This is a genomic window from Alphaproteobacteria bacterium (assembly GCA_041396705.1).
In the GTDB taxonomy this organism is placed as follows: domain Bacteria; phylum Pseudomonadota; class Alphaproteobacteria; order CALKHQ01; family CALKHQ01; genus CALKHQ01.
On sequence record JAWKYB010000013.1, the window covers coordinates 38,926 to 60,155 of the forward strand.

20 protein-coding genes and 1 pseudogene are annotated in these 21,230 nt (G+C 70.0%); 8 read left to right on the forward strand and 13 right to left on the reverse strand.

Annotation, left to right across the window (positions count from 1 at the left end):
- The 5 genes and pseudogenes from R3F55_18205 to sdhC form a co-directional block, all read right to left on the reverse strand.
- Complete coding sequence (locus tag R3F55_18205; protein ID MEZ5669327.1) at positions 1-780, reverse strand: succinate dehydrogenase iron-sulfur subunit; 780 nt, start codon at positions 778-780, stop codon at positions 1-3.
- A 130-nt stretch (positions 781-910) separates the two neighbouring features.
- Positions 911-2,150, reverse strand: a pseudogene (dinB, locus tag R3F55_18210) (DNA polymerase IV).
- 330 nt (positions 2,151-2,480) lie between these two features.
- On the reverse strand, positions 2,481-4,274 hold the full coding sequence (sdhA, locus tag R3F55_18215; GenBank protein ID MEZ5669328.1) for a succinate dehydrogenase flavoprotein subunit: 1,794 nt from the start codon (positions 4,272-4,274) through the stop codon (positions 2,481-2,483).
- 38 nt (positions 4,275-4,312) lie between these two features.
- The gene (sdhD, locus tag R3F55_18220) at positions 4,313-4,684 is read right to left on the reverse strand and encodes a succinate dehydrogenase, hydrophobic membrane anchor protein (protein MEZ5669329.1); all 372 of its coding nucleotides are present in this window, start codon (positions 4,682-4,684) and stop codon (positions 4,313-4,315) included.
- 16 nt (positions 4,685-4,700) lie between these two features.
- Entirely contained in the window at positions 4,701-5,096 is a 396-nt protein-coding gene (gene sdhC, locus R3F55_18225; GenBank protein MEZ5669330.1) for a succinate dehydrogenase, cytochrome b556 subunit, read from the reverse strand.
- Between the two features lie 99 nt (positions 5,097-5,195).
- Between sdhC and R3F55_18230 the strand changes: the two genes are divergently transcribed.
- Positions 5,196-6,026, forward strand: coding sequence for a hypothetical protein (locus tag R3F55_18230; GenBank protein MEZ5669331.1), 831 nt, complete (start codon positions 5,196-5,198; stop codon positions 6,024-6,026).
- Positions 6,027-6,036: 10 nt separating this feature from the next.
- On the opposite strand, the gene R3F55_18235 is transcribed toward R3F55_18230, so the two are convergent.
- From R3F55_18235 to R3F55_18260, 6 genes are all read right to left on the reverse strand, one after another.
- A complete protein-coding gene (locus R3F55_18235) occupies positions 6,037-6,666 on the reverse strand; it encodes a hypothetical protein (GenBank protein ID MEZ5669332.1) in 630 nt (209 codons plus the stop codon).
- Positions 6,663-7,292, reverse strand: a complete 630-nt coding sequence (locus R3F55_18240) for a peptidoglycan-binding protein (protein MEZ5669333.1) — start codon at positions 7,290-7,292, stop codon at positions 6,663-6,665. The genes R3F55_18235 and R3F55_18240 overlap by 4 nt, the downstream gene beginning before the upstream one ends.
- Before the next feature lie 17 nt (positions 7,293-7,309).
- Positions 7,310-7,945: a peptidoglycan-binding domain-containing protein gene (locus R3F55_18245; GenBank protein ID MEZ5669334.1), complete on the reverse strand. Its 636-nt coding sequence runs from the start codon at positions 7,943-7,945 to the stop codon at positions 7,310-7,312.
- Positions 7,946-8,032: 87 nt separating this feature from the next.
- Positions 8,033-8,680, reverse strand: a complete 648-nt coding sequence (locus R3F55_18250) for a peptidoglycan-binding domain-containing protein (GenBank protein ID MEZ5669335.1) — start codon at positions 8,678-8,680, stop codon at positions 8,033-8,035.
- Positions 8,681-8,691: 11 nt separating this feature from the next.
- Entirely contained in the window at positions 8,692-9,309 is a 618-nt protein-coding gene (locus R3F55_18255; GenBank protein ID MEZ5669336.1) for a peptidoglycan-binding protein, read from the reverse strand.
- A 41-nt stretch (positions 9,310-9,350) separates the two neighbouring features.
- A complete protein-coding gene (locus R3F55_18260) occupies positions 9,351-10,019 on the reverse strand; it encodes a hypothetical protein (protein MEZ5669337.1) in 669 nt (222 codons plus the stop codon).
- A 155-nt stretch (positions 10,020-10,174) separates the two neighbouring features.
- On the opposite strand from R3F55_18260, the gene zapE reads away from it, so the two are divergent.
- From zapE to R3F55_18295, 7 genes are all read left to right on the forward strand, one after another.
- The gene (gene zapE / locus R3F55_18265) at positions 10,175-11,338 is read left to right on the forward strand and encodes a cell division protein ZapE (GenBank protein MEZ5669338.1); all 1,164 of its coding nucleotides are present in this window, start codon (positions 10,175-10,177) and stop codon (positions 11,336-11,338) included.
- A gap of 192 nt (positions 11,339-11,530) precedes the next feature.
- Entirely contained in the window at positions 11,531-13,639 is a 2,109-nt protein-coding gene (locus R3F55_18270; GenBank protein ID MEZ5669339.1) for a methyl-accepting chemotaxis protein, read from the forward strand.
- Between the two features lie 204 nt (positions 13,640-13,843).
- Entirely contained in the window at positions 13,844-14,056 is a 213-nt protein-coding gene (locus tag R3F55_18275) for a hypothetical protein (protein ID MEZ5669340.1), read from the forward strand.
- A 604-nt stretch (positions 14,057-14,660) separates the two neighbouring features.
- The gene (locus R3F55_18280) at positions 14,661-16,688 is read left to right on the forward strand and encodes a methyl-accepting chemotaxis protein (GenBank protein ID MEZ5669341.1); all 2,028 of its coding nucleotides are present in this window, start codon (positions 14,661-14,663) and stop codon (positions 16,686-16,688) included.
- 188 nt (positions 16,689-16,876) lie between these two features.
- The gene (locus R3F55_18285; protein ID MEZ5669342.1) at positions 16,877-17,857 is read left to right on the forward strand and encodes an ABC transporter substrate-binding protein; all 981 of its coding nucleotides are present in this window, start codon (positions 16,877-16,879) and stop codon (positions 17,855-17,857) included.
- Positions 17,858-17,918: 61 nt separating this feature from the next.
- On the forward strand, positions 17,919-18,965 hold the full coding sequence (locus R3F55_18290) for a ribose ABC transporter (protein MEZ5669343.1): 1,047 nt from the start codon (positions 17,919-17,921) through the stop codon (positions 18,963-18,965).
- A complete protein-coding gene (locus tag R3F55_18295; GenBank protein ID MEZ5669344.1) occupies positions 18,965-19,732 on the forward strand; it encodes an ATP-binding cassette domain-containing protein in 768 nt (255 codons plus the stop codon). Before R3F55_18290 ends, R3F55_18295 begins: the two co-directional genes overlap by 1 nt.
- Before the next feature lie 27 nt (positions 19,733-19,759).
- Here the strand turns inward: R3F55_18295 and R3F55_18300 are convergent, their stop codons facing one another.
- Together R3F55_18300 and R3F55_18305 are read right to left on the reverse strand one after the other, a co-directional pair.
- Positions 19,760-20,143, reverse strand: coding sequence for a hypothetical protein (locus R3F55_18300; protein MEZ5669345.1), 384 nt, complete (start codon positions 20,141-20,143; stop codon positions 19,760-19,762).
- Positions 20,144-20,226: 83 nt separating this feature from the next.
- The gene (locus R3F55_18305) at positions 20,227-21,180 is read right to left on the reverse strand and encodes an EamA family transporter (protein MEZ5669346.1); all 954 of its coding nucleotides are present in this window, start codon (positions 21,178-21,180) and stop codon (positions 20,227-20,229) included.
- Positions 21,181-21,230 lie beyond the last annotated feature (50 nt).

The following is a 21,230-nucleotide window of genomic DNA, read 5'->3' on the forward strand; positions in this document are numbered from 1 at the left end:
CTACCCGCGCCGTTCGACCAGCATCTGTTTGATCGACCCGATCGCCTTGGCCGGGTTCAGGCCCTTGGGGCAGGTGCTGGTGCAGTTCATGATGGTGTGGCAGCGATAGAGCCGGAACGGATCCTCCAGCGCGTCGAGCCGCTCGCCCTTGGCGTCGTCGCGGCTGTCGGCGAGGAAGCGGTATGATTGCAGCAGCACGGCCGGGCCGAGATAGCGGTCGCCGTTCCACCAGTAGCTGGGGCAGGAGGTGGTGCAGGAGAAGCACAGGATGCACTCGTAGAGCCCATCCAGCTTCTCCCGGTCCTCGTGGCTCTGCAGCCGCTCGCGCTCCGGCGGCGGCGTCGAATTGGTCAGCCATGGCTTGACCGCGGCGTATTGCGCATAGGCCTGCGACAGGTCGGGCACCAGATCCTTGACCACCGCCATGTGCGGCAGCGGATAGATCCTGACCTCGCCCTTCACATCATCGGCCGCCTTGGTGCAGGCCAGCGTGTTGGTGCCGTCGATGTTCATGGCGCAGGAGCCGCACACCCCCTCGCGGCAGGAGCGGCGGAAGGTCAGGGTCGAGTCGATCTCGTTCTTGATCATGATCAGCGCGTCGAGCACCATCGGCCCGCAGCGGTCCATGTCGACCCAGTAGGTGTCGACGCGCGGGTTCTCGCCGTCGTCCGGGCTCCAGCGATAGATGCGGTATTCGCGCAGGTTGGTCGCGCCCGCCGGCTTCGGCCATTGCTTGCCCGGCTTGATCTTCGAGTTCTTCGGCAGCGCGAATTCAACCATGGGCGGGCTCCAGTCGGGACGGCGCCAGGCGGGCCCGGCAGCCGATGCGGGGGCGGCGCGCGACGCGCCTCGCCCCTATACATGGCCGCATCCGGCGAAGCCGGCAAGCCGAACCGACCGATGCCCGCCGCTACAGCTCCTTCTCCGCCAGCGCACGGAACGCGTCGGGCACCGCGCCGCGGCCGCCGAGGGCGACGGATGCATAGCCGACCGCCTCGCGGCCGAAACGGGCGCGGATGCGGTCGACGGCACGGTCGGCATCGGCCCGCGCCAGCCCCTGGCGCGAGCCCGGCCGCAGCGCCTCGTCGCCGAGCCCCAGCGGCAGCTCGAGCTGGATCGCGGGCGCACGTACCAGCTGCGACACCGCGATCGCCAGCAGCGACAGGAAGCGCTCCTGCGCATGGGCGGCCAGCACGGCGCGGACCAGTTCCTCCGCCACCTCGGCCAGGGTGGCGGTGGCGGCGACCGGCTGCGGCAGCGTGACGGCGTGGGTGACCGCGCGCAGGTCGGCGAAGCGCACGCGCACCGTCACCGTGTGGCCGGCCAGGTTCTTGGCGCGCAGCCGGCCGCCGATGCGGTCGGCCAGGTGGCGCAGCGTCGGGCGGATCACCGCCGTCTCCGCCGGCCGTCGGCCCAGCGCCGCCTGCGCCCCGGCCGAGCCGGCACGGTGCTGCGTCCGCACGGCGCGTGCATCGCGGTTGCAGGCCAGCGCCGACAGCTTCTCACCGGCGGCACGGCCCAACAGGCGCTCGACCCGGCCGCGCCCGCGGCGGCGAGCTGGCCGATGGTGACGATACCTCGGCCGCCAGCCTGGCCTCGGTCACCGGCCCCACGCCCCACATCAGCCCGACCGGCAGGTCGTGCAGGAATTCGCGCTCGCCGGCCGGGTCGACCACCACGAGGCCGTCGGGCTTGGCCACCTGCGAGGCGATCTTGGCGAGGTGCTTGGTACGGGCGACGCCGACCGAGATCGCCAGCCCAAGCTCCGCCCGCACCCGGCGCCGCACCGCGGCGGCTATCGCAGCCGGCGGGCCGAACAGGTGGGTGCAGCCGGCGACGTCGGCGAAAGCCTCGTCGATCGAGATGCGCTCGACCAGCGGCGTGAAGTCGCCGAGCACGCGGATCGCCGCGTCGCCCAGGCGCTGGTATTCGGCAAAGTGCCCGCCGACGAAGACCAGCTGCGGACAGAGTTCGCGCGCCTGCCGCCCGGTCATACCGCCGCGCACTCCGAACGCCTTCGCTTCGTACGAGGCGGCCAGCACCACCCCGCCACCGACCGCGATCGGCCGACCGCGCAGCGCGGGGTCGAGCAGCTGCTCGACCGAGGCGTAGAACGCATCGAGGTCGGCGTGGAGGATGGTGGCAGCCATGCCGGAAAGGCTCATGTCCATCGTTCATCGCCGGCCGCGGCACGGCCGCCGGATCGGCAACGTGTCCGCGCAGCTTCGAACATAACAGGAACACATCACGGGTGCGACGTCAACCGCCCGCCGCATCGGCCGCCCTGGACCGTCAGCGCAATCGCCTGGATTGCCGCGCCGCCTGACGGCGCCTCGCAATGACCGTGAGAATGAGAGCATCCGCCCGGTAGCCCGGATGGAGCGCAGCGCAATCCGGGGCGGTCCAGCGCCCAGCGCCCGCGTCGGCATCCCGGATTACGCTATCGCTCCATCCGGGCTACGGGTCGGTGGCTCGGCCTGCTAATACACCCGCGCCTTGGGCGGGAAGCTCTGGACCTCGTTGGTCAGCGGCTGCAGGTGCACCGGGCGGTAGTCGAGCTTGACCTTGCCCTTGTCGTCGCACCACGCCACCGTGTGCTTCATCCAGGTCTCGTCGTCGCGGTCGGGAAAGTCCTCGCGGGCATGCGCCCCGCGGCTTTCCTGGCGGTTGGCGGCGCTTTCGATCGACACCTTGGCCTGGACCAGCAGGTTGTCGAGCTCCAGCGTCTCCATCAGGTCGGAGTTCCACACCATCGAACGGTCGCTGACCTGCAGGTCGCCGCGCTTGGCCCAGGCCTCGCCCATCAGCTTGGTGCCCTCGTCCAGCACCTCGCCGGTGCGGAACACGGCGCAGTTGTTCTGCATGATCTTCTGCATCTCCAGCCGCAGCGCCGCGGTGCGGGTGCCGCCGCTGGCATGGCGGAAGCGGTCGAGCCGGTCCAGCGCCTTGTCGCCGGCATCGCGCGGCAGCGGCTTGTTGGCCGCGCCGGGCTCGACCTGCTCAACCGCCCGGTTGGCGGCGGCGCGGCCGAACACGACGAGGTCGAGCAGCGAGTTGGAGCCGAGCCGGTTGGCGCCGTGCACCGAGACGCAGGCCGCCTCGCCGATCGCCATCAGCCCCGGCACCACCCGGTCCGGGTCCTTCTTGGTCGGGTTGATCACCTCGCCGTGGTAGTTGGTCGGCACCCCGCCCATGTTGTAGTGGCAGGTCGGCAGCACCGGGATCGGCTCCCTGGTCACGTCGACGCCGGCGAAGATGCGCGCGGTCTCGGCGATGCCGGGCAGCCGCTCGTGGATCACCTTGGCGTCCAGGTGCTCCAGGTGCAGGTGGATGTGGTCCTTCTCCTTGCCGACGCCGCGGCCCTCGCGGATCTCGATGGTCATCGAGCGCGAGACCACGTCGCGGCTGGCCAGGTCCTTGGCCGAGGGGGCATAGCGCTCCATGAAGCGCTCGCCCTCGGAATTGGTCAGGAAGCCGCCCTCGCCGCGCACGCCCTCGGTGATCAGGCAGCCGGCGCCGTAGATGCCGGTCGGATGGAACTGGATGAACTCCATGTCCTGCACCGGCACGCCCGCGCGCAGCGCCATGCCGCCGCCGTCGCCGGTGCAGGTGTGGGCCGAGGTGCAGGAGAAATAGGCCCGCCCGTAGCCGCCGGTGGCCAGCACCACCAGCTTGGCGTTGAAGCGGTGGATCGAGCCGTCGTCCAGGTTCCAGGCCATCACGCCGCGGCAGGCACCGTCCTCGTCCATGATCAGGTCGAGGCCGAAATACTCGATGAAGAAGTCGGTGTCGTAGCGCAGCGACTGCTGGTACAGCGTGTGCAGGATGGCATGGCCGGTGCGGTCGGCCGCGGCGCAGGTGCGCTTGGCCGGCGGACCGTCGCCGAACTCGGTGGTCATGCCGCCGAACGGGCGCTGGTAGATCTTGCCCTCCTCGGTGCGGCTGAACGGCACGCCGTAATGCTCCAGCTCGATCACCGCCGGGATCGCCTCGCGGCACATGTATTCGATCGCGTCCTGGTCGCCGAGCCAGTCGGACCCCTTGACCGTGTCGTACATGTGCCAGCGCCAGTTGTCGGCGCCCATGTTGCCGAGTGCGGCGGAGATGCCGCCCTGCGCCGCCACGGTGTGGCTGCGGGTGGGGAACACCTTGGTGATGCAAGCGGTCTTCAGCCCCTTGGCGGCCATGCCGAAGGTGGCGCGCAGCCCGGCCCCGCCGGCGCCGACCACGACGACGTCATAGCTGTGATCGGTGATATCGTATGCACTGCCCATCGGAACCTCGTCTTGCGGAACCGGCGCGGACGGCCGGCTCAGGCGAATGCGATCTTCAGCACCGCGAAAATGGCGGTGGCGGCCAGCACGGCGCTGCCGAACTTCGCCAGCAGCAGTAAGGTGTGCTTGGTCCAGGATTTGTGAACATAGTCCTCGATCACCACCTGCAGGCCGAGCTGGGCGTGGTGGAACACGGCCAGGATCAGCAGCACGCTGGCGATGGCGGCGAAGGGCGACTGCAGCCACTCCACCACCCGCGCCCGGTCGGCCCCGATCAGGGTGACCAGCGAGGCGACGTACCAGACCACCAGCGGCACCAGCGCGATGGCGGTGACGCGCTGGGCCCACCAGTGGGCGGTGCCTTCCTTGGCCGAGCCGAGGCCGCGGACGCGCGAGAGCGGGTTCTGCATGGTCACGCCTCCACCCTCAGGCCAGCCAGACGATGTAGCCGGCCACCCAGACCAGCACGGTCATGCCAAGGGCGAACATCACCACCAGCCAGCCGGTCGCGTTGGCCGCCTTCAGCTCGAAGCCGAGGCCGGCATCCCAGCCCAGATGGCGGATGCCGTTGGCCAGGTGGAAGAACAGCGCGAAGGTCCAGCCCACCAACATGATCTGGCCGAGCCATGAGCCGATGAACCAGCGTGCCGCCTCGAACGCGTCGTCGCCGACCGCGGCGGCGATCAGCCACCAGACCCAGATCACGGTGCCGAAGAACAGGGCCACACCGGTCATCCGGTGCAGGATCGACAATTTGGCCAGGAGGGGCAGGCGATAGACCTGCAGGTGCGGGGAGAGGGGACGGGATGATGGGGCCGGCATGGGCCGCGGCGCCTCCGTGCTGCACTGCAACTTGCCCGGATAGGTCTAGGCCTGCCGCCCGAGTCCGTCAATGCCGGGCCGGCCGGCGCGCAAGCGGCGTTGCTGGCGTGCGGCTACCGGTGTAGCGTCGTTGCCGATGACAGCGCGGCCTCGGTCGCCGAGCATGCCGCACCGTCGATCGGCCGCCGGCGATGTGGCGCGGCGGTGTGGGGAGTGATGACCATGCGTGGCTTGCGTGCTGCGTATTTCGTCCTGCCGCTCGTCTTCTTCGCCGGCCAGCAGGCCACCGCGCAGAACTGCCCCGATCAGGGGCTTCAATACATCTATGACGTGACGGTCGGCCGCCAGGCGATGACCGTGGTCCAGTTCCCGCCCCAACCGAACTGGCCCTTCTTCATGCACCCGACGACGCCGGTGCTGGCATTCTACTATCCGAGCGGATGGCAAGCGGTGCCGCTGCAGCAGGGCAGCGCGATCGGGGTGCGCGGCATGGCGCCCGACGGCGCCGCCACCTTCCAGATCTACGCGACGCCGCCGCCGGGCGCGATCACCTCGCAGCAGGCCGCGCAGATGAGCCTGACCAGCCTGCTCGGCCAGGGCGCGCAGATCGAGATTCTGTGCGGGCAGGACGTACAGCTGCCTGGCTTGTATCCCGTCGCGACCACCTTCCTCGGCGTCGCCAGCGGCAACATGATCGGCGCGGCCGTCGCACAGGTCACCTACGACCCGTCGACCGGCGGGCCGGTCTGGGTGGACATGCGCACCGTGATCGCGCCGGCACAACAGTTCGGCGCCTACCTTACCCAGGCGTTCCTGCCGGTCTTCGCCCAGCTGCAAGGTGGCGGTGGTGGGGGCGGCGATGACGACGGGAACAGCGACAGCGGGGACGACGACGGCGGGGACGACGACGGCGGGGACGACGACGGCTGAGAGCGTCGCCTCACGGGTCCGGGCAGCGCCGCCAGCGCGCGGTGTCGCCTTCGGTCAGGGTCTCCAGGGTATCGGCGTCGACGACCGCGAAGCCATGCGCCTCGCTGTACGGTGGGCGCCCCTCCGGCGGCACCGGCACCAGCCGGTCGTATTCCTCGATCAGGATCCACGGACGCCCGCCGCCCGCCGGCGCGTAGAGCAGCCCGTCGATGGTGAAGGTCACCGGCAGCGGCGCGGCGCAGGCCTCGGCCAGAGACACCGGGCCGGTAAGGCCGGCACGGGCCGTCAGGTCGTCGTCCCACCAGCCGGGGTCCAGGGTCCAGCGGCCGTCGAACGCGATGCCGTGTCGCGCGGCGAGCGCGGCGGCCGCTGCCCGGTTCAGCCGATCGACGGTGTCGGCGTCCAGCGTCGCAGTGTCGTTCCAGCCGAATGCCGCGGCGGCCGCGGCGAGCGCGCGATCGGTCGCCGCCCCGGCGATGCCGTCGACGGCGAGCGGACCGAAGTCGAGGATGCCGAGCGCGCTCTGCGCCAGCTGCACCCGCTGTGGCGGCGCCAGCTCGGCCGACGCGCCCGCCCCAGCCATCGCTGCGAGCGCCACGACGGCCGCGGCCAGCCGCGACGCCAGGCCCAGCCGCGTCATTCGCCGGTCCCGCCGGTGCAGGGCATCGGCGGCGGAGGCGGCCCGTCGCACCGCACCCAGACCTCCGTGGTGCCGTCGACCGTGCGCAGCAGGGTGTCCGCATCCCTGGCCGCGAACACATTTGCCGGGATCGATCGTCCAGGCTCCGGCGACAGCGCCTGCAGCCGGTCGCCGGCAAGGGCCAGCACCAGCGGCGCGCTGCCGTCCCAGCCGCTCCAGACGATGCCGTCGCTCACCCGCCACGACCCGCCTGCCTGGCAGGGCCATTGCACCTCGCCGGACGGCGGCAGGCCGCTGGCCTGCCAGTCGAAGTCCCACCAGCCGGTCGGGTCCATGCCGATCTCCACCGCCAGCCGCTGCCTGACCGCGGCGAACAGCAGCGACGCGACTCCGCTGCCGTCTGCGGGGTCGAGGCCGCGCTCCGCGGCGAACGCCGCGACGGCTGCGTCGACCTGCGGCCGCCAGACGCCGTCGAGCGCGCCGGGGTCGTAGCCGAGGATGGCCAGCCCGCTCTGATAGGCCTGGACCAAGGCGGCAGGCGCGGCATCCGTGGCGGCGCGCGACGGCACCGTCCCAGCCGCGAGCAGCGCCGCCGCCGCCAGCGCCGTTGCCCGACGCCGCCCCATCGAACGCCGCCGCCGCGCTATTGCGCCGGCGTGTCCTCGGCCGGGGCATCGGGCGTGCCGTCGTCGGCACCCCAGTCGTCGCACAGCACCCACACTTCGGTCTCGCCCTCGACCAGCCGGTGCATGGTGCGGTCGTCGACCACGACGAACGCATTGGCTTCGATGAACTCGCCCGACGGCAGCGGCACCGTCTCCAGCCGGTCGCCGTTCAGCGCCAGCACCAGCGGAGAGCCGCTGTCGAAGTCGCGCCAGACGATACCGCCGGAGAAGTACCAGTGGCCGCCGCCTGCACAGGTCTCCTGGCCCGGCTCCGCCGCGCCATAGCCGCTGGCCTCGCGGTCGAGGTCCCACGACCCGGTCGGGTCGAGGCCGAACCGCTCGGCCAGCGCCGGCCCGGTCGCATCGAGCACCGCATTGATCAGCAGGCCCTCCGGCACCGCGTCGCTCTCGACGAAGCCGGTGTCCCGCTCGAAGGCGGCGATGGCGGCCCGCGTGCGCGCGCCCATCAGCCCGTCGACCGGCCCGGGATCGTACCCCAGGATGGTCAGCCCGCTCTGGATCGCCTGGATCTCCTGGCCCGGCGACATCGGCTCGCCGGCCTGGGCGGCGGCCGCCATCACGGTCAATGTCGCGGCAAGGATGGGCTTGCGCATGCTGTTCCTCCGTTCTGGATCGCCGGGTCGCGCGATCGTCCTGGCAAATCTGGGCGAAATCCCGGTCCGTTTCCAGTCGCGGCCCGATCAGGTCTCGCCGCAGCGCACCCAAATCTCGGTCGTGCCTTCGACCGAGCGGCGCATCGTGTTCGCGTCGACAAATTCGAACGCGTAAGGCTCGACGAAGTCGCCGCCCGGCGGCGTCTGCACCTCCAGACCGTCGCCGACCAGGGCCATCACCAGCGGCCAGTCGGCAAGCCGGTTGCGCCAGACGACGCCGTCGGCGATCACGAACACCCAGTCCGACCGGCATCGCGCGCCGCTGGCCGCGTCGGGCCCCAGCCCGCTTGCCGACCAGTCGAGGTCCCAGATGCCGGTCGGATCGCCGCCCAGCCGGGCGATCAGCACCGGTTCCATGGCGGCCTGAACCGCGTCGAGCAGTGCCGCAGAGACCTCGGTCCCACCGACAGCAATGCCGTTCGCCGTGCCGAACGCGGCAATGGCCGCGCGGGTCTGCGGCCCGATCCGGCCGTCGATCGCACCCGGTTCGTAGCCCAGGATGGCTAGGCCGCTCTGCAGCACCTGGATTTCCTGGGCCGGCGACAGCCCGTCGCTCGCCTGGGCCGCGGAGGCGGCGAGCACCGCGGCTGCAATCACGCTCAATCCACGCATCTGATTTCCCCGTGAACGATGTTCAGATACGCTGGTGTCGCGGCGGCAGGCGGCGCGGTTCACTGCGGCACGGATTATTTGCAGCGGTGCCAGGTCTCGATCGCGCCGTCGACCACCCGCTGCATCGTGTCGACGTCGACGAAGGTGAAGCCGGGCTGCGGGTGGTCCGGACGCTCCGGGTCAGGCAGCGGGGTCAGCGCGCCGTCCGCTAGTGTCAGCGCGCCGGTGAAGCCGTACAGCCAGGTGCCCAGCGCCATGCCCTGGATGTGCATGGCCAGCGGCGAGGCGCACAGCGCGAGCGACTCCCATTGGTGCAGGTCGAGCAGGGCCCGGCGTTCGTCCGCCGACAGGCCGGACAGGTCGACGTCCCAGGTGCCGGTCGGGTCGGTGCCGAACGCCTCGGCCAGTGCCGGGCCGGCCAGCGAGGCCAGGAAGCCCATGACCGGCGCGTCCAGGCTGTCGAAGGCGCCGGCGTAGTGCGTATCGAGCAGCGCGCGCTCCAGCGCCGCACGGGTCGCCTGGTCGAAGTCGCCGTCGAGCGACCCGTCGTAGTAGCCGAGCAGGCTGAGCGTGCTCTGCGCGATCTGCACGTCCTGGGTCTGCGACGGCGGCCCGTCGCTGGCCAGCGCCGGCGCGGCGGCAAGCGACAAGGCGGCGGCAAGGGCGGCACATGCCGGTTTATGCAAATGCATCGATCTCTATCCCTGGTTCCGGATTTGGCCGGGTGCGGCGCTCACCCCTCGCGCAGCACGGGCGAGGCAAGGCAGCGGGCATAGACGGTGTTGTCGCCCTCGCGCTGCAGCGCGAAGCTGTCGGCGTCGAGCATGACGATCCGTCCGACCTCGGCTTCCTCGTGCCAACGGCCGGTGCGCGGCAGGAACAGCAGGGCGTCGCCCTGCGGCGCCACCACCACCGGCGCCTGGCCGGGCTCGATGAAGATCAGGCCGTCGAGCTCGGCGAGCTCCGACGGGTGGTCGGCGCAGATCAGGTCGGCGGCATCGGTCAGAAAGGCGATGCGGCCGGCCAGCAGATCCTCGGTCTGTTCGTAGGGGACCAGCGCGATTTCCAGGTAGCTGCCATCGGGATAATGGCCCAGGCGCTCGCCCAGCGCCGTCATCGCCGCCACGTTCAGCGACAGCGCCTGGCCCTGGTCGACGACGGTGCCGTCCCAGCCGATCTCCAGCCCGCTCGCCGCGGCGAAGGCGTCCAGCGCGGCGCGGGTCTGCGGTCCGATCGCGCCGTCGACCGGCCCGGGGTCGTGGCCCAGCACCGTGAGCGCGCTCTGCGTCAGCTGCACCGTCTGCGGCCCGGTCAGCATCGACCCGCCTTCCTGCGCCGCGGCGCAGGCGGCCCATCCCGCCAGCAGCGCCGCGGCGGCGCCCGTTGCCGCTCGTGCCTTCATGGCCAACCCCGTCCGTTCATTCCCACGAAAGGCAGGCTAGCCTAGAATTGTGCCGACAATCGGGTCCGCGTTCGGCGGTGCGGAGCCGCTTGCCCGAACCCGCAACCGTTCCTATGGTCCGCCCCACTGGCCCGCGACCCGCAATCCCGATGAACATGCTGCGACCCCAGGCGACCACCACCGGCCCGCGCGCCGCCTATCGCGCGCTGCTTGCCGCAGGCACGATCGTGCCGGACCCGGCGCAGGCGGAGGCGGTGGACGCGCTGCAGCAGCTGCACGACGCCCTGGCCGGTCACAAGGCTGCCGCGCCGGCGCAGCCGGCCGCAGGCCTCGGGCGCTGGATCGCCCGCCTGGTCGGGGAGCCCGCGCCCGTGCCGACGGCGCCGCGCGGCCTGTACATCCACGGCGACGTCGGCCGCGGCAAGTCCATGCTGATGGACCTGTTCTTCGCCCAGGTGCCGGTGGCGGCCAAGCGCCGGGTCCACTTCCACGCCTTCATGCTGGAGGTGCACCGGACGGTGCACGGCTGGCGCAAGGCGGCTCGCGACGGCGGCCGTGCGATCGACGATCCGATCCCGCCGCTGGCCGACAAGATCGCCGCACAGACGACGCTGCTGTGCTTCGACGAGTTCCACGTCACCGACATCGCCGACGCAATGATCCTGTCGCGGCTGTTCACCGCGCTGTTCGAACGCGGGCTGGTCATGGTCGCCACCTCGAACTGGCCGCCCGAACTGCTGTACGAGCACGGCCTGCAGCGCGAATCCTTCCTGCCGTTCATCGATCTGGTGCGGGCGCGCTGCGAGATCATCGAGCTGAAGGCGGCGAAGGACTACCGCCTCGCCCGGATGATCGGCCAGCCTGTGTATTTCGTGCCGCTCGGCGCGGCGGCCGATCGCGCGCTGGCCGACGCCTTCGCACGGCTGACCGACGATGCCGCCGGCGAGCCGGTGACGTTGACGGTCGACGGGCGGCCGCTGCCGGTGGCGTGCCACGCCAAGGGTGCGGCACGGGTCGACTACGACCTGCTGTGCCGGCAACCGCGCGGGGCCTCCGACTTCATCGCCCTGTGCGAGACCTTCCACGCGCTGGTGCTGTCGGGGGTGCCCCGGCTGCCGGCCGACCGCGCCGACGAAACCAAGCGGTTCATGCTGCTGATCGACACGCTTTACGAGCACCGCACCAAGCTGGTGATGGCGGCCGACGCGCCGCCGCAGGATCTTTATCGCGGCAAGACGCTGGCTTTCGAGTTCAAGAGAACGGCAAGTCGGCTGAACGAGATGCAGTCGGCCGAATATTGGAGCGAGCGCACGATTTGAAAAATTGGATTGGCCAACGTTAACCAACGATCAAGGGTTCCGTTGCCTGCGCCTGGGGAACTGCACGTCGCTTTTTTCAGTATGGACAGTGCATTGCCCATTTTTTGAGCTATCTCTTTCCGAATTGTGCAAGCGTTAAGCATTCCCGACGCATAAAGGGGAACGAGCATATCCCCTTTGGATGGATTGAACATGGGAACGATTCTGCGACGGATGAAGATCCGCGGCCGGCTGGTGCTGGGCTTTTCGGCCATTTGCCTCATTCTCGCCGGCGTCGTCGGTACGACGATGTTCATGGTCTCGCAATCGAGCACGCTGGTGGACCGGATGGTGCAGCTGCGTCAGCCGACGGCCACTGCCAGCGGCAGGCTGGTCAGCGACATCTATGCGTCGCTGGCGGCGCTGCGCGGCTGGATGCTGACGGGCAAGGACAATTTCCGCACCGAACGCGGCGCGGTCTGGGCCGACATCGACCAGACGATTGCGACAATGGACCGGCTGTCGGCCGACTGGACAAACCCGCAAAATGTCGAGCTGTGGGCAGAGGCCAAGCCCATTCTCGAGGCGTTCCGCGCCGCCCAGGCGCAGGTCGAGGCGATCGCAAACACGCCCGACGAGCTGCCGGCGACCCAGATCCTGGTGACCGAAGCGGCCCCGCTGGCCGGGAACATGATCGCCCAGATCACGGCAATGATCGACGCCGAGGCCAGCGAGCCGAGCACGCCGGAGCGAAAGGCGCTGCTGCTGGCCATGGCAGACGTTCGTGGCAGCCTGGCGATGTCTCTCGCCAACATCCGCGCCTATCTGCTCAGCGGCAACGCCGATTTCCGCGCGCAGTTCGACCGGACCTGGAGCACCAACCAGACCCGTTTCGAGGCCCTGGCGACAATGCGATCGCTGATGACCGCCGACCAGCGGGCCGCGTTCGACTCCTTCAGCGCCGATCGCGAAGCCTTTGTCCCGCTGCCGGGCCGCATGTTCGAGATCCGCGGATCGGACCGCTGGAACGAAGCCCAGTATCTTCTGATCACCGAGGCCGCACCCCGCGCGGGCGCGCTGCTGACGATCCTGGCCGGCCCCGTCGGCGACACCGGTGCGCGCGCCGGCGGCATGAGCGATACGCAGACCGACCTACTGCAGAACGACGCAACCGCGATCTCCGACCAGACCAGGCTGCTGGAAATCGTGCTCTGGTCGATGCTGGCCGTCGGGCTGGCGCTGGCCGCGGTCACGGTGTGGCTGACCGCGCGGTCGATCGTCACGCCGGTGCGTTCGCTGACCGGTTGCATGGCGAAGCTGTCGGAAGGCGACTTCTCCGCCGCGGTACCCGGCGGCGAGCGTCACGACGAGGTCGGCGACATGGCCAGGACCACGCTGGTGTTCAAGGAAAACATGATCCGGGCTCGCGACCTGCAAGCCGCCCAGGCGCAAGAGCAGGAGGCACGGGTCGCCCGCGGACAGCGCATCGAGAGCCTGAATGCCGGGTTCGAGAAGCAGGTCGAGGTCGTGCTCAACACGGTCGCCTCCGCTTCGACCCAGATGAACACCACGGCCAGCGACCTGGCCGCCACGGCAGAGCAAACCTCCGCTCAGGCAACCACCGTGGCCGCGGCGTCGGAGCAGGCCAGCGCGAATGTGCAGACCGTCGCCGCCGCGACCGAGGAGTTGACCGCCTCGATCCGCGAGATCGCACGCCAGGTCCAGCAGCAGACGGAACTGGCAGGCCAGGCCTCGCGGTCGGCGGCGAGCAGCACCGAAGAGATCAAGGCGCTGGCGGAGCAGGCCTCGAAGGTCGGCACGGTCATCGACCTGATCACCGCCATCGCCGAGCAGACCAACCTGCTGGCGCTGAATGCCACGATCGAGGCCGCCCGCGCCGGCGACGCCGGCAAGGGGTTCGCCGTGGTGGCGTCCGAGGTCAAGTCGCTGGCCAATCAGACCGCGCGGGCGACCGACGAGATCGCGGAGCAGATCCGGCAGATGCAGCAGCGCACGGTGACGTCGGTCGATTCGATCAGGTTGATCGCCGACAAGATCGACAGCGTGACCCAGACCGCAGCGGCGGTTGCGGCGGCCGTCGAGCAGCAGAACGCCGCCACCGAAGAAATCGCCCGCAACATCCAGGAGGCGACCATCGGAACGCGGCAGGTTGCCACCAACATCGTCTCGGTGACCGAGGCCGCGCAGAGCACCGGCGCCGCCTCGGCCCAGGTGATGTCGACCTCCGGCGAGCTGGCCCGCAACGCCGAGGAGCTGCGCCGGACCGTTCAGGGCTTCCTGGCCGAGGTCAAGGCCGCCTGACCCGCGCCTCCGTCGACCTCTCAGACTCTCGGGGCGCCTTCGGGCGCCCCGTTCGCTTTTCGGGCCAGCCGCGACGCGATCGGGGTCCCAACGGACCATCCCCGCCTCGCACCGCCGGCAGCGATTCCGCCACCGCTCGTGCGCCTCGCGCGGCCGCAGCGGACCAAGCGGGCGGAAGATCGGACGCATCGCCGCTTCGCCCGGATGCCACCGACGCCGCCGTATCGCTCGGCGGCCAAGTTTCAGGCCGACTGCGCCGACGAGTCCAGCCGCTTCAAGCCACCGATCGACACGTCACGCCAGTACCGCACCATGCTGGCGATGGCGGGCACGCGCTTCCAGCATCCCGCACCGCCGCCGTCGGCCGCGGGGAGGCAACCGGTCCGCTTCACGCGATGGCGTGCCGACCCGGAATGACGGCGCATCGAGCGCCTCTCGCAGCCATGCGGCGATCCGAGCGTCAAAGAAAGACGAATCCGGATAGCCGACTGCCGCCGAATGCGCAGACGCGCGAGCGTCATCCGGTAGCGGCCAAACGCTCGCGGACGTTCAGCCCTTTCATGGCGGCGTTGATCCCGAGCGTCACGCCGGATCCAATTCTACATGCAGGACTTGCGAGAATAGTCGCGCGGCGCATGGCGTGATCTTCGGCAAACCGCAGATAGTTTCGGCTCGAAATATTCTTTTTACTGGTGGGCGGCAAACTCGGGGGCAACCCACCCGTCGGCCCGTCGATGCGGGTCGCATCGGAGATGTACGATGCTGTGCCTTCCCCTGGTCCCAGGCGCCGCGGCGCGCGCGGCGTTGCACGACTTGCGCAATGCGCCGTGTACCGCCGGCGGTCTGCGTGCGGACAGGGGGCGACGCTCCGCAGAACGAGCGCGCACGAGATCAGGTGCCTGCACCGGCAGCGTTGCCGCTTTGGCCACGCAACCGTCACAACCTGCTGCGGGCCCCGTGCGGGGTCGGCGGCGCGTCCTGACATCCCTCCCCCGGACGATTGCATAAGGGATCGCATGCCATGACCGCCTCAATTCTCGCGTCGCTCAACAACATGAAGGTCCGCAAGCGGATCGCTGCCGGCTTCGGTGCCGTGCTTGTCGTCATGCTGTTGGCGGATGCCTTCGCCATCTGGCGATTCTTCAGCGTTTCGCGCAGCGTCGACGCGTTCTCGCACGAGGTCGAGTTCGCCGGCGCCGTATCGCGGGTCGAAACGGAGTTCCTGCGGCTGCGCACCGAAGTGCACGACTTCGCCAACACGGGCGAAGCCGAAGCGGCGCAGGCGGCGGTCGAAACCGCGGATGTCCTGGTCGCCGAGATGGCGAAGTCGGCAGACGTCGCCACCGGACCGGAGGTGACCGCGCGAATCGCGGCGGTGCGGGACAACGTCGCGGCCTATCTGGCCGATTTCGACGCCGTCCGAACCGACCGTGGCCATCTCGACGCCCTGGTCCACGACGTGCTGAATCCGGCCGGCGAGCAGATGGTGCACGATCTGGAGCAAATCGTCGGCCATGTAACGGACGGCAACGCCGACGCCGCGACCTTGGGGCACACCACCCTGGAACACGTGCTTATGGCCCAGGTAGCCACGACGCTGCTGCTGGCCGAGCCCGGCAACCGCGATCACGTCGTCCGTGCCGAGGCCGAGTTCGCCGAGGTCGAGCGTTTGATCGAAGGCCTTCGCACGGCGATCCGCGACAGCGACGGCCGGGCCTTGGTCGAGGATACGGCCACCCAGTTCGCGGCCTACCGCGAGGCTTTCGCGACGGTCGTGCACGATCAGGAGGCGCTGCACGCGCTGACCCATGAGCGCATGCCGGCGCTGACGGCAACGATCATCGCCGACATCGACTGGCTGATCGAGCATGCCCTCGAGGTCGAGGCCGCGATTAAGTGGGAAACCAAGTCCGGCATTGCCCTGGCAGAGATCCTCGTCGCCGGGGTCGCTGCCCTTGCCCTGATCCTCGGCGCCGTCATCGCCTGGGTCATCGGCCGCTCCGTCGCCCAGCCGGTCATCGCGATGACCGGAGCCATGACCCAGCTCGCCGGCGGCGACCGAGCCACCGAGATCCCCGCCACCGAGCGCCGCGACGAGATGGGCGACATGGCCAAGGCCGTACTGGTCTTCAAGGAGAGCATGATCCGCAACGACCAGCTGCAGGCCGAAGCCAAGAAGGCGCAGGCGGCGCGCGAAGCGCGGGCGGAGCGGATCGAATCGCTGACGCGTGATTTCGAGCGCACGGTCGAGGGCATGCTGAACAGCGTGGCTTCCGCCTCGACCCAGATGAACACGACGGCAAGGGACCTCAGCGCCACGGCGGAAGAGACCTCGGCCCAGGCCGCCACGGTGGCGGCCGCATCCGAGGAGGCGAGCGCCAACGTGCAGACTGTCGCGTCCGCGACCGAGGAGCTCACGGCCTCGATCAGCGAGATCTCGCGCCAGGTCCAGCAACAGACCGAGCTCGCCCGCGAGGCGTCGGAGTCGGCATCGACCAGCACCGTGGAGGTGCGCGGCCTGGCCGATCAGGCGACCAAGGTCGGCACCGTCATCGACCTGATCAACGCCATTGCCGAGCAGACCAACCTGCTGGCCCTGAATGCGACCATCGAGGCCGCGCGTGCCGGCGATGCCGGCAAGGGCTTTGCGGTTGTCGCCTCGGAGGTGAAGAGCCTGGCCAACCAGACGGCCAAGGCGACCGACGAGATCGCGGAGCAGATCCGTCAGATGCAGCAGCGCACCGGGGCATCGGTGCAGTCGATCGAGCTCATCGTCGAGCGCATCGGCTCGCTGTCGCAGACCGCCGCCGCCGTTGCGGCCGCGGTCGAGGAGCAGAACGCCGCGACCCAGGAGATCGCGCGCAACATCCAGGAGGCCACGCAGGGCACCCAGGAGGTGGCGCAGAACATTATCCTGGTCAACGAGGCGGCGCAGAGCACCGGCGCGGCGTCGACCCAGGTCAGCTCGACCTCGGCCGAGCTTGCCCGGAATGCGGAGCACCTGCGCACCACGGTCACCCGCTTCCTGACCAGCGTCAAGGCGGCCTGACGTCCGGCCCGCACGGACTGGAATCCGGACGGGGCGCCTGCGGGCGCCCCGCTTCCGTTCGGGGCCAGTCGAGCCGCTCCGCAAGTGGTCCGACCAATTCGGCCTTGCCTCCCAACCGCGACGTCGGTTCTATAGGCCGCTCGTGCAGCCCGCGTGGCGGCACGGGAAAAAAACGGGAGGAAAATCAGATGTATCGCAAAGCCCCCCTGGCGGCCGCCGTCGTCGCCGGAACGCTGGTCGCCGGAACGGCGCTGTCCGCCTCGGCCCAGGAGATGACCATCGCACTGATCCCCGGGCTGACCACCGACGCCTTCTACATCACCATGGAGCGCGGGGCGCGGCATGCAGCCGACGCGCTGGGCGTCGAGCTGCTGTTCCAGGGCGCACCCGAGTTCAACCCGACCCTGCAGGTGCCGGTGCTGGACGCCGTGATCGCGCGCCAGCCCGACGCGATCCTGATCGCGCCGACCGACAAGGTGCAGCTGGTCGAGCCGCTGCGCCAGGCGGTCGAGGCCGGCATTCCGGTGATCACCGTCGACACCTTCATCGACGACGGCATGTACCAGGACGGCAGCGGCGACGGCGACTTCCCGCTCAGCTACATCGCCTCCGACAACGTGCTGGGCGGCCGCATCGCGGCGCGGGCGCTGGCCGAAGCGATCGGCGGGACCGGATCGGTCTATGTCTCGAACGTGAACCCCGGCATCTCCACCACCGACCAGCGCGAGGAGGGATTCAAGCTGGAGATGGCCGAGCATTTCCCGGACATCCACGTGCTGGAGACGCAGTATAACGAGGACGACGCCAACAAGGCGGCCTCGCAGTTCGAGGCGGTGCTGGCCCGCAACCCCGACCTGGCCGGCGTGTTCGGCGCCAACCTGTTCTCCGCCGTCGGCGCGGCCAACGGCGTGCGCGCCTCCGGCACGACCGGCGAGGTCCGCGTCGTCGCCTTCGACGCGCCGCAGTCGATCGTCGACGACATCAAGTCCGGCCTGGTCGACATGGCGATCGCCCAGCACCCGGCCGAGATCGGCTATTACGGCGTGGTCAGCGCCTATGCCCACCTGACCGGCCAGTCGATTCCGATCGCGATCGGCACCGGCTTCACGGTCATCGACGCCTCGAATGTCGACGACCCCGAGGTGCAGAAGTTCATCTACAGCGAATAGCCGCAACCGTCGCAGCCGGGGCGCGGGCAGCCATGCCCGCGCCCCGCTTCGCCGCCGCGCCATGACCGCACAGACCGTCGCCACCCCCCATATCGCCGGCCCGTCGCGCCTGGTCGAGTTCCTGACCAGCGCGTGGTCGTGGCTGTTCCTGCTGCTGCTGCTCGTCTTCTTCGAGGTCTGGGCGCAGATCGACGTCGGCACCTCGTTCGTCTTCAACACCCACAACCTGCGCTCCATCGGCGTCTACGCGGTGCTGCCGCTGCTGATCGCGATGGGCCAGACCTTCGTCATCATCTCCGGCGGCATCGACCTTTCGGTCGGCTTCACCGTCGGCTTCGCCTCGGTCGTCGTCGCGCTGTTCGTCAACCTGCTGGAGCCGCTGGCCGGCGCCGGCCTGGGCTTCTTCGGCGCCGTCGTGGTGACGCTGGCCGGCTGCACGGTCATCGGCGTCGTCAACGGCTTCCTGATCGCCTGGCTGCGGGTGCCGCCGTTCATCGGCACCCTGGGCATGTACGGCGTCGCCCGCGGCGTCGGCTATCTGGTCGCCGACGGCACCCGCGTGCCGATCGACAACCGCGAGGGCATCCTGTTCGACATCGGCAACATGCGTCTGTTCGGCGAGCTGCCGCTGCCGATCCTGATCGCCGTCGCCCTGCTGCTGGCCATGCACTATGTGCTGCGCCAGACCCGCTTCGGCCAGTACACCTACGCCATCGGCGGCAACCGGGCCGCCGCGGTCCGCGCCGGGGTCAAGGTCAAGCGCCAGACCGTCTATCTCTACGTCCTGGCCGCGCTGTTCGCCGGCATCGCCGGCATCATCTACTCCGGCCGCTTTTCCGCCGGCTCGCCCGACGCCGGCGAGCCGCTGCTGCTGAATGCCATCGCCGCGGTGGTGATCGGCGGGGCCAGCCTGTTCGGCGGTTCCGGCAACTTGATCGGCACGCTAATCGGCTCGCTGATCATCGCGGTGATCGAATACGGCCTCGTCTTCATCAATCTGCCGCCGTTCTACCAGTTCATCGGCGTCGGCTTCGTCATCATCATCTCGGTGCTGATCGACCAGTCGCGCAGCAAGCTGACCGGCGAACGCACCAGCGAGGAGGGGTGATGGGCCAGGCCGCAGCCGCCCTGAACCACGACGGCGAGCCGATCCTGTCGGTGCGCGGCGTCACCAAGCGCTTCGGCGGAGTCACCGCGCTGAGCAACGTGTCGTTCGACCTGTGGCGCGGCGAGGTGCTGGCGCTGGCCGGCGACAACGGCGCCGGCAAGTCGACGCTGATCAAGGCCGTCTCCGGCGTGCACAAGCCCGACGAGGGCGAGATCGTCTACAAGGGCGTTGCCCGCCATTTCGACAACCCGCGCCAGGCCCGCGACATGGGCATCGAAACGATCTACCAGGACCTGGCGCTGGCCGACAACCTCGACGTCGGCGAGAACGTCTTCCTCGGCCGCGAGTTGAAGACCCGGCTGCTCGGCGTGCCGGTGCTCGACCGCCGGCGCATGCGCGCGCTGGCCCACGACGCCATCGAGACGCTGGATATGGACATCCACCGGCTCGACCGGCCGGTGCGCACGCTCAGCGGCGGCCAGCGCCAGGCCGTGGCGATCGGCCGCGCGATCTACTGGAACGCCGAGATCCTGATCATGGACGAGCCGACCGCGGCGCTGGGCGTGCCGGAGCAGCGCAAGGTGATGGCGCTGATCGAGCGGCTGAAGGCGCAGGGCGTGGCGATCCTGTTCATTTCGCACAACCTGATCGACATCAAGACCGCGGCCGACCGCATCGTGGTGCTGCGCCGCGGCGAGGTCGCCGGCGAGCGGCGGATCGACGAGGTCGACGGCGACGAGATCGTCAGGCTGATGGTCGGCGGCTGAGCCGGCCGTTCGCGGGCCGCGCCGCCATCAGGGCAGCGTCACAATGTGGCTGATGCTCTCGTGGGTCGTGCAGCGGGTGACGCTGGCGGGGTTCGGGTCGCTCCACATCCGGCCGCCGTCCGGCCCGATGCGGAACTGCACCGAGACGTCGCCGATCGCCTCGTTGCCCACATATTCCAGGGTCTCGTAGACCGTGACCGCACCGCCGGCCGCGATGTCGGCGTTTAGGATGTCGTTGGTCCGCATGACCTGGTCCTCGATGTCGTAGTAGCGGAAACGGAAGATCCGGATCGGCTCGCCGGTCTCGTTGAAAAAGGTCAGCCGCGCCTGGCGGCAGCGCTGGTCGGCCTGGGCGGCGCCGGCGGAGAGCAGGGTGCCGGCAACGGCGACGGCCAGCAGAACGATTCGCATCGGGCAGGTTCCTCATGGTGGCGACGGCTCGACCGTAAACAAGCCCAGCCGGCGGCCATGCGCAACCCTGCAGCAGCCGCGGTCTATCGCCGGCTCCGGCGCGGCCAGTTGATCAGCGCCACGCCGAGGATCGCCAGCGCGACGCCGGCCGCGACCACCGGCGTCACCGTCTCGCCCAGCAGCACGACACCGAGCCCGACGCCGACGCCGGCGCGCAGAAAGGCCTGGCTGGCGACACCCATCGAGCCGAGCGTGCGGACCAGGCGGAAATACAGCATCAGCGCGATGCCGGTGCTCAGCACGCCCAGGGCCAGGGCCGCCGCGGCCGCCTCCAACGACGGCGCCAAGGTCCAAGGCCGATCCAGCGCCAGGCTGGCCGGCACCAGCACCGCGCTCGCCCACAGCATCGCGCCGGCAGCGGTCGCCGCCGGCGGCAGGTGGGCGAAGCGCCGGCCGTAGATCGCGGCGCCGCCGTAGAGCACCGCCCCGCCCAGCGCCGCCAGCTGCCCGGCGACCTGTGCGCCGAGGCCGGCCAGCGCGTCGACCCCGACGATCAGCACCACGCCGCCGAGGCCCAGGACGACGCCGGCCAGCGGCCGCAGCCCGGCCGGCCCGTGGCCGGGCAGCGCACAGGAGATCAGGAACACCCACAGCGGCGAGGTCGAGTTGAGGACGGCAGCAAGCCCGCTGTCGACCCGGGCCTGGCCCCAGGCCAGCACGGTCCAGGCGACGATGCTGTTGAGCATCGCCTGCACCAGCAGCATGCCCCAGGTGCGCCGGTCGCGCGGCAGCCGCTCGCCGCGCCACTGCAGCACGGCGAGCAGGAACAGCGCCGCCACCGACACGCGCACGGCAACCAGCGTCACCGGCGGAAGATCGGCAACCGCCACCTTGGTGAACAGGTAGGACGAGCCCCACAGCAGCGCCAGCAGCGCCAGCAGGGCCAGTTCCAGCGGCAGCCGCGTCCGCTGCCGCGCCGCACCTGCGGCCGGCCCGCTCGCCGTGTCGGCGGCGACCGCCCGCGCGTCATGCCGCATGCGCGATTCCCCGTCCCATGACCGACCCTTTCCCGCCCGGTGCGGCCCAT